Here is a 14,740-nt window from a genome sequence, read left to right on the forward strand (position 1 = left end):
TCGCAAGCCATTGCCGCGCAGCACTGCCAGCTACTACGTGGCCGGTGATGCTCCGGTGAAAGGCAAGCCGTTGCGGGATGTGAGCCCTACTGCTTAGTAAGGCGTAATACCGAGGCGCGCCCTTCGCGGGCAAGCCTCGCTCCTACAGGGTTGGCGGTGTACCGAAAATTCGTGATCGACACCAACCCTGTAGGAGCGAGGCTTGCCCGCGAAGGGGACAGACCAAACACCACACCTCTCCCGGTAATTTCTTGCCACACCGCTCCGCCCTTGATATCCCTCCCCGCGCAAGCCTAATCTAGCGCCACGCAAACGTTTCACCCCCCCTTCGCAACACCGCTGCATCGTCACTCCAGACCAAGGAGGTTTCCGAATGTTCGATTTCCACCCCCAGCTCAAGCAGCGCTTTGCTGCCTTGCGCACGGGCGCTGAATTCTTTTCTCTGCGATACGTGCGCGAGTCCGGCCAGTACCTGTCGGTGCGCAAGAACGTTGCCGAACCTCCGAGCCTGAGTCGTGACGAAGGCGCGATGCTGACCGTTCGTGTCAACGGCGTTGAAGCCTACGCCGCGACCAACGACCTGTCGCCGCAAGGCCTGCAATCGGCGCTGGACCGAGCCGAGCAACAAGCTCGCCTGCTCAAGCCTCACGCGCTGCTCGACCTTCGTGAGCAAGCCGTTTCCAGCGACCGCGCCGACTATTTTTCGCCGAACCTCGACCAGCCCTTCCCGTCCCTGAGCGATTGCTACCAACTGCTCGGCGCCGAATCCGCGGCGGTGCCCAAGGACGAGCGACTGGTGAACTGGCAGGTCAGCATCGGCATCACCCATGTCGAGCAGATCTACCTCAACAGCGCCGGCGCCGAACTGCGCCAGGCCCAGCGTTTCGTCTATCCGGGCCTCGATGTCACGGCCTACGACGGCAACGACAGCCAGACCCGCAGCCTCGGCCGCGAGAACTTCGGTCAGCAAGGCAGTGCTGATGTCATCAGCCGTTGCGGCCTGATCGGCGCCGGTCCAAAAGTTGCCGATCAAGCATTGCAATTGCTGCTCGCGCCGAACACGCCGCAAGGCCCGCGCGACCTGTTGCTGATGCCCGATCAGATGATGCTGCAGATCCACGAATCCATCGGTCACCCGCTGGAACTCGATCGCATCCTCGGTGACGAGCGCAATTACGCTGGCACCAGTTTCGTCAAGGCCGAAGACTTTGGCCATTTGCAGTACGGTTCGAAACTGCTGAACGTCACCTTCGACCCGGACATTCCCGAGCAGCTCGCCAGCTACGGTCATGACGACGACGGCACTGCCGCGAGTAAGCAATTCCTGATCAAGCAGGGCTTGCTCCTGCGTCCATTGGGCGGCGCACTTTCGCAGTTCCGCGCCGGCATGGACGGCGTTGCCAACAGCCGTGCCTGCGGCTGGAACCGCCCACCGATAGACCGCATGGCCAACCTCAATATCGAGCCCGGCGACCAGCCGCTGGAACAACTGATCGGCAACATCGAGCACGGTATTTTGATGAGCACCAACCGTTCCTGGTCCATCGACGATGCGCGCAACAAGTTCCAGTTTGGCTGCGAATGGGGCCAGTTGATCGAAAACGGCGAACTCAAAGGCGTGGTGAAGAACCCGAACTACCGGGCGATTTCCGCGCAGTTCTGGAAAAGCCTCAGCGCCGTTGGCGACGCCAGCACCTTCAAGATTCTGGGCACGCCGAACTGCGGCAAGGGCGAACCGAATCAGGTGATCCGTGTCGGCCATGCATCACCGGCCTGCGTGTTCAGCAACGTGGATGTATTTGGGGGAGACGCCTGATGAGCACTTCAAAAAGTCAGGCTGATTCGTTCAAGGCCTTGGTCAACGGGTTGCGCGAGGCAATTCGCGAACCGGAGCAATTCACCCTCAGCTACGCCGCCGAGTCGTCGGCCTTCGTGCGTTTCAATCATGCCAAGGTGCGGCAGGCCGGGCAGGTGCAACAGGCGAGCGTCGGTCTCAAACTGATCAACGACGGCCGCCACGCTGACCTCGACATCACGCTGTCGGGCGATGCTCACGTTGACTCCCAGCGTCTGGCCGAAGGCCTGCAACAGTTGCGCGACACCCTGCCGCTGCTGCCGCAGGACCCGTACTTGCTGCTCAACTACACCGGCTGGCAGAGCAAGAATGTGCAGGAGCATCCGCTGCCGGACACCGAGCAAGTGGTCGCCGAAATCACCCGGGCCGCCGAAGGGCTGGATCTGGTGGGTTTCTACGCCGCCGGCCCGATCAGTCGCGGTTTCGCCAGTTCTTCAGGCGCGTTCGGCTGGCATCAGGCCAACAGCTTCAACTTCGACTTCAGCCTGTTTCATGCAAACGGCCAGGCGGTGAAAGCCAGCTACGCCGGGCATGACTGGAACAGCGAAGGTTTTTCCCGGCGCTTCCAGCAGGCGCGTGAGCAGCTTGAGTTTCTGGGTCGGCCATTGCGTACGTTGGCACCGGGTCAGTATCGCGCTTACCTGGCACCGGCCGCGCTGGAAGAAATCATGGGCATGTTGTCCTGGGGTGGCTTTTCGGCGCAGTCGATTGCCAGCAAGAGCAGTCCGTTGCAGAAGCTCTACGCGGGTGACCACTCGTTCAGTCCGCTGGTGTCCCTTGACGAGCAAGTCAGCGGTTCGTTGAGCCCGGCATTTTCCGAGGAGGGTTATCCACGCAGTGACCTGAAACTGATCGTCGAAGGTAAGGCCGATGCGCAATTGGTCGACTCTCGCAGTGCCGCCGAATACGGCCTGACGGCCAACGGCGCCGGTGGCGGTGAATCGCCGACCGCACTGAACATGGCGCCAGGCGCGCTTGCCGATGCCGAGATCCTCAAGCAACTGGGCACGGGTTTGTACATCAGCAACCTCTGGTACCTGAATTACTCGGACCAACCGATGGCACGCATGACCGGCATGACGCGGTTTGCGACGTTCTGGGTCGAGAATGGCGAGATACAGGCACCGGTCAGCACCATGCGTTTTGATGACAGTGCTTACAGTTTGCTGGGTTCGCAGCTGGAAGCGTTGACCGAAGAGCGCGAGTTGTTGCTGTCGGCGAGCACTTACAGCCAGCGGGCCACGGCATCGGCACTGTTGCCGGGCGCGCTGATCAGCAAACTGACCTTGACCCTGTAACCCCGCAAAACCCGTAACGACGCAAAACCTGTAGGAGCTGGCTTGCCAGCGATGAGGCCGGCAAATCCAACATCATTGTCGGCTGACAGTCCGCCATCGCTGGCAAGCCAGCTCCTACAGGGATTGGGGAAACACCGAAATTTCTGCGACTCAAAACCTGAGGTCCCATGCCCAACCGCCCGCCTCTCGACGCTGTCACCGCCCGCTGGTTGCCGTGGGTCGTCGCCATTGCCTTCTTCATGCAGTCCCTCGACGGGACCATCCTCAACACCGCCCTGCCGGCCATGGCCCGCGATCTGGCGGAAGACCCGCTGCGCATGCAGGGCGTGATCATCGCCTACATGCTCACCGTCGCGTTGCTGATCCCCGCCTCGGGCTGGATCGCCGACCGCTTCGGCACCAAGAAAATCTTCTTCGGTGCGATCCTGCTGTTCAGTTTCGGCTCGTTGCTCTGCGCCTTGTCGAGCAGCCTGAGCATGCTGATCGGCGCCCGGGTGATTCAGGGCCTGGGCGGTGCGCTGATGCTGCCGGTCGGGCGGCTGGTGGTGCTGCGGGCCTATCCGCGCTCGGAACTGGTGCGGATCATGGGCTTCATTACCATTCCCGGCCTGCTCGGCCCCTTGATCGGCCCGACCATGGGCGGCTGGATGGTGGAATACCTGACGTGGCACTGGATCTTCCTGATCAACCTGCCGGTTGGCGTCGTCGGTTGCTACGCCGTATGGAAATTCATCCCCGACCTGCGCGGCACTGAACGCACGCGGTTCGACAGCCTCGGTTTTTTGCTGTTTGGCGCAGCGATGGTGCTGATCACCATCGCCATGGAAGGCCTCGGCGAACTGCACCTGCCGCACCTGCGCGTGATGTTGCTGCTGTTCGGTGGCATGGCGTGCCTGGCGGCGTACTGGCTACGGGCCGGGCACATCGACAATCCGCTGTTCGCGCCGTCGCTGTTCAAGACCCGCACGTTCGCCGTCGGCATCCTCGGCAACCTGTTCGCCCGTCTCGGCAGCGGCGCACTGCCCTTCCTCGTGCCGTTGTTGCTGCAAGTGGCGCTAGGCTACTCGCCGTCGCAGGCGGGGATGAGCATGTTGCCGCTGGCAGCGGCGGCGATGGTCGCCAAGTCGGTGGCGCGGCCACTGATCGAGCGCCTGGGTTATCGCATTGTGCTGACCGGCAACACCCTGGCGCTGGGGCTGATGCTGGCAAGCATGGGCCTGGTCAGCGAGCAGACGCCGTACTGGCTGCTGCTGGGCATGCTGGCGATTCTCGGCGCGATCAACTCGTTGCAGTTCACCGCGATGAACACCGTGACCCTGATCGACCTCGATGACGCCAGCGCCAGCAGCGGCAACAGCCTGCTGTCGGTGGTCGCGCAATTGTCCCTGAGCCTGGGCGTTGCATGTGCCGGTGCGCTGCTTGGCGGGTTCACGGCAGAGATCGGAAACGACGGCGTGGACACGGTGCTGGGCGCGTTCCAACTCACGTTTGTGACCGTCGGAATCATGGCGATGCTGGCCGCGACGATCTTTTCGCAGCTGTCGAGAGAAGACGGACGGCGCGTCAAGCGTCCGGAAGAACACATCGAACCTTAGGGCCAATGGCCATGGGACTGGTACACTGCGCGACATTTTGTTTTGCAGGCCAGTCCCGTGACCACCATCGCCACCGCTTTTAATACTTTGCCGCTGTCCGCCGCCATGCTGGCTAACCTCGACTCCCTCGGTTATGCCCAGATGACGCCGATCCAGGCGCAAAGCTTGCCGGTGATCCTCAAGGGGATGGACCTGATCGCCCAGGCCAAGACCGGCAGCGGCAAGACTGCGGCCTTCGGCATCGGCCTGCTGAACCCGATCAATCCGCGTTTCTTCGGCTGCCAGGCGCTGGTCATTTGCCCAACGCGTGAACTGGCTGACCAGGTCGCCAAGGAAATCCGTCGTCTGGCCCGCGCCGAAGACAACATCAAGGTCCTGACCTTGTGCGGCGGCGTGTCGTTCGGTCCGCAGATCGGCTCGCTGGAGCACGGCGCGCACATCATCGTCGGCACTCCGGGCCGCATCCAGCAGCACCTGCGCAAAGGTTCGCTGGTGCTTCATGGCCTGAACACGCTGATCCTCGATGAAGCCGACCGCATGCTCGACATGGGTTTCTACGACTCCATCGAAGAAATCATCGCCCAGTGCCCGGAACGTCGTCAGACCCTGCTGTTCTCCGCCACTTACCCGGTGGGCATCAAGCAGTTGGCCTCCAAGTTCATGCGCAACCCGCAGCAAGTGAAGGCCGAGGCGTTCCACGACGACACGCAGATCGAGCAGCGCTTCTACGAGATCTCTCCGGAAGAGCGCATGGACGCCGTGGTCAAAGTCCTCGCGCATCACCGCCCGGCCTCTTGCGTGGCCTTCTGCTTCACCAAGCAGCAGGTTCAGGAAACCGTCGATCACCTGACCGCCAAAGGCATCTCCGCTGTCGGCCTGCACGGCGATCTGGAACAACGTGATCGTGACCAGGTGCTGACGATGTTTGCCAACCGCAGTACTTCGGTACTGGTTGCCACCGACGTCGCCGCCCGCGGCCTGGACATCGATGCGCTGGACATGGTGATCAACGTCGAACTGGCGCGTGATTCGGAAATCCACATTCACCGCGTTGGCCGTACTGGCCGCGCCGGTGAAAAAGGCATCGCGATCAGCCTGGTCGCCCCGTCCGAAGCGCACCGCGCCCAGGCCATCGAGCAACTGCAGAAGTCGCCGTTGAGCTGGGATCAGCTGGACAACCTCAAGTCCCAGGGCGGTGGTCCGTTGCTGCCGCAAATGAGCACGCTGGTCATCGGCGCTGGCCGTAAAGACAAAGTGCGTCCGGGCGATATTCTGGGTGCATTGACTGGCGATGCCGGGATTCCGGGCGCGCAGGTTGGCAAGATCGCGATTTTCGACTTCCAGGCGTTCGTGGCCGTGGAACGCGCAGTTGCCAAGCAGGCAGTGCAACGTCTGAACGACGGCAAGATCAAAGGCCGCTCGCTGCGCGTTCGTATCTTGTAAGAACAACGCACATCCCCCTGTGGGAGCGAGCCTGCTCGCGATAGCGGAGTATCAGATGACATTTAGTTGTCTGACACCCCGCTATCGCGAGCAGGCTCGCTCCCACAGTTTGTTTTGTGGTGAACATTAAGAGGACACCGTTTTGCGCTCTACCGAAGTCGTGATCATTGGCGCTGGCGCCGCAGGGTTGATGTGTGCGCTGACCGCCGCCGGGCGCGGGCGCAAGGTGATGTTGCTCGACCACGCGAACAAGGCCGGCAAGAAAATCCTGATGTCGGGCGGTGGCCGCTGCAATTTCACCAACATGTACACCGAACCGGGCAATTTTCTCTCGCAGAACGAACACTTCTGCAAATCCGCACTGGCGCGCTACACGCAGTGGGATTTCATCGGCATGGTCGCCAAGCACGGCGTGCCGTACCACGAGAAGAAACTCGGCCAACTGTTCTGCGATAACAAATCCAGCGACATCCTCGAAATGCTGCTCAACGAGTGCGATCAGGTTGGCGCCAGCCTGCACCTGGACACGTCGATCCAGACCATCGAGAAGCTGGAAAGCGGCTATCTGCTGGACACCACACTGGGCCAGATCACCTGTGAATCCTTGGTGATCGCCACGGGCGGCCTGTCGATCCCGACGCTCGGTGCCACCGGTTTCGGTTACCAGGTCGCGAAGCAGTTTGGCCACGAACTGCTGCCGACCCGCGCCGGCCTGGTGCCCTTCACCATCACTGATCAGCTCAAAGAGCTTTGCACCGAACTGTCCGGTACGTCGGTGGATTGCCTGGTGAGCTGCAACGATCAGAGCTTTCGCGAGAACATCCTGTTTACCCATCGCGGCCTTAGCGGTCCGGCGATTTTGCAGATTTCCTCGTTCTGGGAATCCGGCGACCCGGTAGAGATCAACCTGATGCCGGATCACGATGTGCCGAGCTGGCTGCAACAGCAGCAGGCCGAACGTCCGAACAGCGAGTTGAAAACCCTGCTCGGTGAAATCTTCACCAAGAAGATGGCCAACCTGCTGGCGGACAACTGGTTCGTCTCCAAACCGATGAAGCAATACACCCACGCGGAAATTGCCGACATCGCCGAGAAGCTGGCGAGCTGGAAAGTGGTGCCGGCCGGGACCGAAGGCTACCGCACCGCCGAAGTGACCTTGGGCGGCGTCGACACCAACGAAGTCTCGTCCAAGACCATGGAGTCGCTGAAAAGCCCCGGGCTGTACTTCATCGGCGAAGTGCTCGACGTGACCGGGCATCTGGGCGGTTTCAACTTCCAGTGGGCCTGGGCCTCCGGGTACGCCGCTGCGCAATTCGTCTGACACAACCAATAACCTGTGGGAGCGAGCCTGCTCGCGATGAGGCCGGTATATTCGACATTGATGTCGACTGTCAGGCCGTTATCGCGAGCAGGCTCGCTCCCACATTGGTTATGGGTGGTTCGATAAAGGAACAGATTTTGCTGTCAGATGTGATCGGCGCCATTGCGTCGGCGTCATTACTGGCTCAATTTAGCGTCATTGCCTCGGAAGGCCCTCGCACTTCATGCCATCGACCCCTTTTCGTCAGTCCCTGCGTCGCCTCTGGGCGCTGGATAAATTCAGTTACAGCGTACGGGTGTTCATCGCCCTGACCGGCAGCATGGCGCTGTGTTGGTATCAGGATGAAATGGGGCTGCTGATCCCGTTGTTCCTGGGGATCATCGCCAGCGCCCTGGCCGAAACCGACGACAGCTGGCAGGGCCGCCTCAATTCACTGGCCGTAACGCTGGTTTGCTTCATCATCGCGGCCCTGTCCGTCGAACTGCTCTTCCCCTACCCCGTCCTGTTCATCATCGCTTTCGCATTGGCCGCTTTCTGCCTGACCATGCTCGGTGCGCTCGGCGAACGTTATGGCGCAATTGCCTCGGCGACGTTGATTCTGTCGGTCTACACCATGATCGGCGTGGACCAGCGCGGCGGCGCAGTGACCGACTTCTGGCACGAACCGGTGCTGCTGGTGGCCGGCGCGGCCTGGTACGGTTTGCTTTCGGTGTTGTGGCAGGCGATGTTTTCCAACCAGCCGGTGCAACAGAGCCTGGCGCGGTTGTTCCGCGAACTGGGCTTTTACCTGAAGTTGAAATCTTCGCTGTTCGAGCCGATCCGGCAGATGGACGTGGAAGCGCGCCGACTGGAACTGGCCCAGCAAAACGGTCGGGTCGTGGCAGCCCTGAATGCTGCCAAGGAAATCATTCTGCACCGGGTCGGCAACGGTCGACCGGGCTCGAAAGTCAGCCGTTACCTGAAGCTCTACTTCCTCGCTCAGGACATCCACGAGCGCGCCAGCTCCTCGCACTATCCGTACAACGCGCTGGCCGACGCCTTTTTCCACAGCGACGTGCTGTTCCGCTGTCAGCGCCTGCTGCGCCAACAGGGCAAGGCTTGCCGAGCGCTGGCGGAATCGATCCAGATGCGTCAGCCATTCATCTATGACGCCAGCTTTGCCGAAGCCCTCAGCGACTTGCATGCGTCCCTTGAACACCTGCGTGTCCAGAGCAACCCGGCCTGGCGCGGACTGCTGCGCTCCTTGCGCGCCCTGGCCGCCAACCTCGGCACCCTCGACCGTTTGCTCAGCGATGCGAGCAACCCCGACGCCCTCGCCGACGCCACCGACAGCAGCCTGCTCGACCGTTCGCCACGCAGCCTCAAGGATGTGTGGATTCGCTTGCGCACGCAGCTGACGCCGACCTCGCTGCTGTTTCGCCATGCCCTGCGTTTGCCCCTGGCATTGAGCATCGGCTACGGCATGGTGCATTTGATTCACCCGTCGCAGGGTTACTGGATCATCCTCACCACGCTGTTCGTCTGCCAACCAAACTACGGCGCAACCCGCCGCAAGCTCGGTCAGCGGATCATCGGCACCGCCATCGGCCTGACCGTGGCGTGGGCGCTGTTCGATCTGTTCCCGAATCCGCTGATCCAGTCGTGCTTCGCCATCGCCGCCGGCGTGGTGTTCTTTATCAACCGCACCACCCGCTACACCCTGGCCACGGCCGCGATCACGCTGATGGTGCTGTTCTGCTTCAACCAGGTCGGCGACGGTTACGGCCTGTTCCTGCCGCGACTGTTCGATACCTTGCTCGGCAGCCTGATCGCCGGCCTGGCGGTGTTCCTGTTCCTGCCGGACTGGCAGGGCCGACGCTTGAACAAAGTGCTGGCCAACACCCTCACCTGCAACAGCATTTACCTGCGCCAGATCATGCAGCAATACGCCGCCGGCAAGAGCGACGACCTGGCTTATCGCCTGGCCCGGCGCAACGCGCACAACGCCGACGCGGCGCTCTCGACGACGCTCGCCAACATGCTGATGGAGCCGGGGCATTTCCGTAAGGAGGCAGATGTAGGGTTCCGCTTCCTGGTGTTGTCGCACACCTTGCTCAGCTATTTGTCAGGACTGGGTGCGCACCGTGAAACCCAACTGCCGGCGGACGTGCGCGAGCAATTGATCGAAGGGGCCGGCGTGAAACTGGCGGCGAGCATCGATGAAATCGCTCAAGGGTTGGCGAGCAAACTGCCGATTGCGATTCAGAGTGATGAGGAAGAGGCACTGGCCAATGAGCTGGAACAGATGCCGGATGAAATCGATGAAGGGCAGCGGCTGGTGCAGACGCAGTTGGCGTTGATCTGCCGGCAGTTGGGGCCGCTACGGACGTTGGCGGCGCATTTGATCAAGGACACCGGCGAGGATTGAGAGGTGTGGTGAGTGGGCCGGCCTCTTCGCGGGCAAGCCACGCTCCTACAGGGTTCGCGATACCTGTAGGAGCTAGGCTTGCCAGCGAAGAGGCCATCAGCAACACCGCAAAAACTACATCCCGTGCTGCTTCATCAACTGCTCATAACTGCCATCCGCTTTCATCTCCGCAATCTCACGGTCGAAACTGGCCACGATCTCTTCATGGTGCGGATTTTTCAGGCTGACCAGAATGTGCAGGCTGTTCTCGCTCAACGGCTTGGGCAGGAACTCCACGGCATTGCGCACCTTGGCGGACTCCCGGGCCAGGTAATAACGCGCGACGTATTCGTCTTCCAGCGTCAGCTTGACCCTATCGGCAGCGACCATGCGCACGGCCATGGCGAAGCTGTGCACCGGGACCTTCTGCAGCGAGGCGTCCTCATCGAACGCCGGTGAATAGGCGTAACCGCGTACCACTGCAATCGGGTAAGTGTGCAGTTGCTGCAGGTTGTTGTATTCGATCGGTGCGTCCTTGCGCTTGAGAAAGCGCACGCGGTTGAGCAGGTACTCGCCGGAAAACCGGCCGAGCCTGGTGCGCTCTTCGGTATACCAGGCGTTCACCAGCACATCGTAACGGCCTTCGCCCACACCCATCAGGGCGCGTGCCCAAGGCACCTGTTCAAAGTCACTGGCATAGCCGGCTCGCGCCAGCGCGGTGCTGACAATGTCCGTCGCCAGGCCGCCATTGAGCAGCGTCGCGTCAGTAAAGGGTGGCCAGGCATCGGCTACCAGTCGCAGCTTTTCCGCTGCCGCGCTCTGAGTCAGCAACAGCAATCCGATCAAGGCCAAAGCTCGATGCAATCGCGGCATGCTCGAAAATCCTTAGCGGGCGGCTGCCCGACGTGTTTTCAGCCAAAACTCCAAGGCCCCGTACCGGCGAAACCCAGGTACCAACATTAGCTCATCGAAGCCACTGCACAGCGCTTCAGCCCAGATTACACAAAGAAGACAACGCCGCGCGAATTGAATGATGGCATTTTGGCCTTTGTCACAGATTTCTCTGCCATAAAGACATCTTTCGCCGAGGCGATTAGTATCGGAGCGACTAGGTCAACGGAATGTGAAGATGACAATCGATTGGATCTGCAAGCACCACAGTGATCTGGGCAAAGAGCAGCTGTACGCCATTCTGCAGCTGCGCTCAGAGGTTTTCGTTGTGGAGCAGAAATGCGTCTATCAGGACGTGGACGGCCAGGATCTGGAGGGTGACACCTGCCACTTGATGGCCTGGGACGGCGATCGGCTGGTGGCGTACCTGCGTTTGCTCGACCCGGAATTACAGGGCGGCGACGTGGTGATCGGCCGGGTGCTTACCGCCCCGCAGGCGCGCGGCAAAGGGTTGGGTCATGAGCTGATCGCCCTGGCGTTGAAGCAGGCTGCGAAGCGTTGGCCTGATGTGCCGGTTTATCTGTCGGCCCAGGCGCATTTGCAGGGGTATTACGGGCGGTACGGGTTTGTCGTGGCGGGTGAGGAATACGTGGAAGATGGCATTCCGCATATCGGGATGCGTCGTTCTTGAGGGCCTCTTCGCGGGCAAGCCTCGCTCCTACAGGATTTGCTCTGCCCTTGTAGGAGCGAGGCTTGCCCGCGAAGGCGTCCGATCAAACACCGCAGGAGCTAGGGATACTCCAACACCGCTTTAATCTGCCGCAAATTCCGCTCGATCCATCCCCGGTCAATCGCTCCCCACTCGCGAATCCGATAACGCCCCGCATGGTTGCGCGCGCCCTCTTCCTGCTCGAACTCGCAAACGATATCCAGATCCGCCAACGCCGCAATGGTGTCCTGCGCCGTGCGCCGGGGCATGCCGGTCACGTCGGTCAATGCCGGGACGCTGCTGGCCAGCCCACTGTCGATCAGGTACGCCACGTATAAACGGCGATAGAAACTGCTCTTGGTCTTGCTCACGTCCATCCACACACTCCTTGGCTACTGCATTTCCCGCCACGTCAGGTACACCCGCAAATCGAATTCGACCTGGTGATACCCCGGCAACATGTGTTCGCACAGCTTGTAGAACGCCTTGTTGTGATCCGATTCCTTGAAGTGCGCCAACTCATGCACCACGATCATTTTCAGAAACTCGCAAGGCGCTTCCTTGAACAGCGAGGCCACGCGAATTTCTTTCTTGGCCTTGAGTTTACCGCCCTGCACCCGCGAGATCGTGGTGTGCAGGCCGAGGGCGCGGTGGGTCAGGTCCAGACGGTTGTCGAACAACACTTTGTCGATGGCCGGGGCGTTACGCAGGTATTCCTGCTTGAGGTCCAGGGCATAGGCATACAGCGCCTTGTCACTCTGCACGTCGTGCTTTTGCGGGTAGCGTTTGTCCAGGTAATCGCCCAGCCGACCTTCGGTGATCAGCCCGCGCACCTGGTTCTGCAACTCTACGGGATAGGCCTGAAGGTATTTCAACGCGGTCATCGGGATAGGCAACATCAATTACTGAAAGGCCGCCAGTGTAGCGAATTCAGTCGATCAACGTGCTCCAGTCGAACGGCCGCACAAAGTCGCCGACGTCCTCGGCTATCATCGGCCGCGCCACCAGGAAACCTTGCACGTACTCGCAACCATTGGCTTGCAACCATTCATATTGCGCGACGGTTTCCACGCCTTCGGCGATCACCAGCATTCCGTACTGCTTGCACAGGTCGATCACATTGCGCACCAACGCCGCATCCCGCGAGGAGTCCGGCAACCGGGCGATCACATGCCGGTCAAGCTTGAGCGTGTCCAGTTCCAGGTCCCGCAGATGCGACAACGAGCACGGCCCGGAGCCGAAATCATCCAGCGCCACCCGCACCCCCAGATTGCGCAGCAGCCGCAGTTGTTTGCGAGTTTCATCGGGGTTGTGCATCAAGGCCTCTTCCGTGACCTCGACCTCCAGATGCCGCGCCTGCAAGCCATGGCGCTCCAGCACCTGACGCAACTCGGTGACCAGGTTGGGCATGCCGAACTGTGTACTGCTCAAGCTGACGCCCAGCACCAAGTCTTCGGCAAACAAGGTTTCCCAAGCTTTGCGTTGCCCGGCGCCGCGATGATAAATCCAGCTGCCCAGACGACTGATCAACCGCGCCTCTTCCAGCAACGGCAAAAACAGCCCCGGCGGCACGTCGCCAACGCTCGGATGCTGCCAGCGCAGCAGGGCTTCGAACCCGCGAATCTGCCCTCCGGCAATGGCCACCTGCGGTTGATACACCAGATTGAAATCGCGGTTTTCGATGGCGGTGCGCACACTTTCTTCGAGCATCAGCCGTGAGCGCGCCCGACCGTTCATGTCATGGTCATAGAAGCGATATTGCTGACGCCCGGCACGCTTGGCTTCGTACATGGCGATGTCGGACGCTCGCAGCAAACCATCGAGATTGGCCCCGCAATCCGGATACGTGGCAATGCCGATACTGGCGCCGAGGGCGATATCCAGCCCATCGATCTGCTGACAGATCGACACCCGCTCAATCAGTTTCTCGGCAATCTTGGCCGCTTGCTCGGGGAACTCAAGATCGAGCAGCGCCGTGAATTCATCGCCGCCCATGCGCGCCAGAATGTCGAAGGGTCGCAAGCAAGCCTTCAATTGTTCGGACACCCAGCGCAACACGCGATCGCCGGCATCGTGACCAAGGGAATCGTTGACCCGTTTAAAACCGTCGAGGTCGAGGTACAGCAACACCCAGGCGCTGTCGTTACGCTCACCGCGCAGCAGCAGGTTTTCCACGGTCTGATAGAAACCACGGCGATTGAGCAGGCCGGTCAACGGGTCGGTCACCGCCTGAAATTCCAGCTGCTGATGCAGATGACGCACCACCGACATGTCGAGCACCGTCACCACCATCGCGTGTTGCTCGGTTGGCAATGGCGCGCATGAAAGTGCGACAGGCACCTGCTGGCCCGGCGCCGTACGCAATAGCGCATCGTGCAGGCGCAGGGTTTCGCCGCGCTTGTAACCGGCCAGCAGTTCGGAATCGGCCCAGACCGCAATATGCGGCTTTTGCAGGTAATCCAGAAACTCTTTGCCTTGCAGGTCTTGCACCGTGGCGTTGAGCAGTCGCGACATCGCCGGGTTGGCAAAGCGAATCAGACCGTCCTCGCCGACCACCAGGATGCCTTCGGCGGCGTTGTCCAGCACCGAGGCGTTGAAGGCGCGTGCGACCTCCAGATCGTGGCTCAGGCGCTGCAACGCCCGACGATTGCGCTGATGCTCCAGCAGCGCCTGGACTTTGGGCTTGAGAATCTGCGGGTCGAACGGTTTGAACAGGTAATCCACCGCTCCACTGGCATAGCCCTTGATCACGGCATCCTGGGACTGTTCGTTGGCGGTGAGGAAAATGATCGGCGTGAGACGGGTGCGCTGACTGCCGCGCATCAGGCGCGCCACTTCAAAGCCATCCATGCCCGGCATCTGCACATCCAGCAGCACCAGATCGATATCGTGTTCGAGCAGAAGGCCGAGAGCTTCGAAACCGGACGCAGCAGTGATCACCTGCCAGTCCTGGCGCTGCAGCAACGCGCGCATGCTGATCAGGTTTTCAGGGTAATCATCGACGATTAAAAGGGTTGAGCTGCCTTCGGCTGGCGTGGGTTGCGCGCATTCCATGCTGCTTCTCTATGTCGGGGCGTCAGGCCGGTTTCTCGTGAAAACCGGACAAATGTTACGTCTTCACTCTAGACCGGGATTCGCGAAAGCAGAAGATATCAGTACGCCATCATTTAACTAAAGGGTTCATTGCCCGACTAACGGTCGCCTCTACAGCCCGCTAAAACCGGGAAAGATGGCCTTTTAAC

General features: G+C 60.8%; 12 protein-coding genes. 8 read left to right on the forward strand and 4 right to left on the reverse strand.

Going from position 1 to position 14,740, the window contains the following annotated elements:
* The 7 genes from KGB24_RS29440 to yccS form a co-directional block, all read left to right on the forward strand.
* Positions 1 to 97: hypothetical protein (locus KGB24_RS29440; protein WP_411741943.1), on the forward strand; the 97-nt coding region annotated here is incomplete at its 5' end.
* Between the two features lie 276 nt (positions 98 to 373).
* Complete coding sequence (locus tag KGB24_RS18375) at positions 374 to 1,816, forward strand: TldD/PmbA family protein (RefSeq protein WP_223413607.1); 1,443 nt, start codon at positions 374 to 376, stop codon at positions 1,814 to 1,816.
* Positions 1,816 to 3,153 carry a TldD/PmbA family protein gene (locus tag KGB24_RS18380; protein ID WP_223413606.1) on the forward strand — a complete coding sequence of 446 codons (1,338 nt, stop codon included), beginning with the start codon at positions 1,816 to 1,818 and terminating at the stop codon, positions 3,151 to 3,153. Before KGB24_RS18375 ends, KGB24_RS18380 begins: the two co-directional genes overlap by 1 nt.
* Before the next feature lie 167 nt (positions 3,154 to 3,320).
* A complete protein-coding gene (mdtD, locus tag KGB24_RS18385) occupies positions 3,321 to 4,748 on the forward strand; it encodes a multidrug transporter subunit MdtD (protein WP_223413605.1) in 1,428 nt (475 codons plus the stop codon).
* Between the two features lie 105 nt (positions 4,749 to 4,853).
* Positions 4,854 to 6,191 (forward strand): ATP-dependent RNA helicase DbpA, encoded by a 1,338-nt coding sequence (gene dbpA / locus KGB24_RS18390; protein ID WP_230427581.1) that lies wholly within the window; start codon positions 4,854 to 4,856, stop codon positions 6,189 to 6,191.
* Between the two features lie 142 nt (positions 6,192 to 6,333).
* Entirely contained in the window at positions 6,334 to 7,512 is a 1,179-nt protein-coding gene (locus KGB24_RS18395; protein ID WP_223414047.1) for an NAD(P)/FAD-dependent oxidoreductase, read from the forward strand.
* A gap of 223 nt (positions 7,513 to 7,735) precedes the next feature.
* Complete coding sequence (gene yccS, locus KGB24_RS18400; RefSeq protein WP_223414045.1) at positions 7,736 to 9,919, forward strand: YccS family putative transporter; 2,184 nt, start codon at positions 7,736 to 7,738, stop codon at positions 9,917 to 9,919.
* A 114-nt stretch (positions 9,920 to 10,033) separates the two neighbouring features.
* On the opposite strand, the gene KGB24_RS18405 is transcribed toward yccS, so the two are convergent.
* Positions 10,034 to 10,771, reverse strand: a complete 738-nt coding sequence (locus KGB24_RS18405) for a substrate-binding periplasmic protein (RefSeq protein ID WP_008033284.1) — start codon at positions 10,769 to 10,771, stop codon at positions 10,034 to 10,036.
* A 256-nt stretch (positions 10,772 to 11,027) separates the two neighbouring features.
* Here KGB24_RS18405 and KGB24_RS18410 point away from each other — a divergent pair, with 256 nt between their 5' ends.
* The gene (locus tag KGB24_RS18410) at positions 11,028 to 11,480 is read left to right on the forward strand and encodes a GNAT family N-acetyltransferase (RefSeq protein WP_008033285.1); all 453 of its coding nucleotides are present in this window, start codon (positions 11,028 to 11,030) and stop codon (positions 11,478 to 11,480) included.
* Between the two features lie 98 nt (positions 11,481 to 11,578).
* Here KGB24_RS18410 and KGB24_RS18415 read toward each other — a convergent pair whose 3' ends face one another.
* From KGB24_RS18415 to KGB24_RS18425, 3 genes are read right to left on the reverse strand one after another with little or no spacing between them, the layout of a single operon-like run.
* Positions 11,579 to 11,875 carry a helix-turn-helix domain-containing protein gene (locus KGB24_RS18415; RefSeq protein ID WP_008033286.1) on the reverse strand — a complete coding sequence of 99 codons (297 nt, stop codon included), beginning with the start codon at positions 11,873 to 11,875 and terminating at the stop codon, positions 11,579 to 11,581.
* 15 nt (positions 11,876 to 11,890) lie between these two features.
* Positions 11,891 to 12,382 carry a YgjP-like metallopeptidase domain-containing protein gene (locus KGB24_RS18420; RefSeq protein WP_223414044.1) on the reverse strand — a complete coding sequence of 164 codons (492 nt, stop codon included), beginning with the start codon at positions 12,380 to 12,382 and terminating at the stop codon, positions 11,891 to 11,893.
* Positions 12,383 to 12,428: 46 nt separating this feature from the next.
* Positions 12,429 to 14,552: a putative bifunctional diguanylate cyclase/phosphodiesterase gene (locus tag KGB24_RS18425; RefSeq protein WP_008033288.1), complete on the reverse strand. Its 2,124-nt coding sequence runs from the start codon at positions 14,550 to 14,552 to the stop codon at positions 12,429 to 12,431.
* Positions 14,553 to 14,740: the final 188 nt, after the last annotated feature.

Source organism: Pseudomonas sp. BF-RE-25, assembly GCF_019956105.1.
Lineage (GTDB): Bacteria > Pseudomonadota > Gammaproteobacteria > Pseudomonadales > Pseudomonadaceae > Aquipseudomonas > Aquipseudomonas migulae.

Coding starts and splice junctions, on each gene's coding strand:
- KGB24_RS18410 (WP_008033285.1), top strand. CDS start 11,028: ATGACAATCGATTGGATCTGCAAGCACCACAGTGATCTGGGCAAAGAG.
- dbpA (WP_230427581.1), top strand. CDS start 4,854: ATGCTGGCTAACCTCGACTCCCTCGGTTATGCCCAGATGACGCCGATC.
- KGB24_RS18405 (WP_008033284.1), bottom strand. CDS start 10,771: ATGCCGCGATTGCATCGAGCTTTGGCCTTGATCGGATTGCTGTTGCTG.
- KGB24_RS18425 (WP_008033288.1), bottom strand. CDS start 14,552: ATGGAATGCGCGCAACCCACGCCAGCCGAAGGCAGCTCAACCCTTTTA.
- KGB24_RS18420 (WP_223414044.1), bottom strand. CDS start 12,382: ATGACCGCGTTGAAATACCTTCAGGCCTATCCCGTAGAGTTGCAGAAC.
- KGB24_RS18375 (WP_223413607.1), top strand. CDS start 374: ATGTTCGATTTCCACCCCCAGCTCAAGCAGCGCTTTGCTGCCTTGCGC.
- yccS (WP_223414045.1), top strand. CDS start 7,736: ATGCCATCGACCCCTTTTCGTCAGTCCCTGCGTCGCCTCTGGGCGCTG.
- mdtD (WP_223413605.1), top strand. CDS start 3,321: ATGCCCAACCGCCCGCCTCTCGACGCTGTCACCGCCCGCTGGTTGCCG.
- KGB24_RS18380 (WP_223413606.1), top strand. CDS start 1,816: ATGAGCACTTCAAAAAGTCAGGCTGATTCGTTCAAGGCCTTGGTCAAC.
- KGB24_RS18415 (WP_008033286.1), bottom strand. CDS start 11,875: ATGGACGTGAGCAAGACCAAGAGCAGTTTCTATCGCCGTTTATACGTG.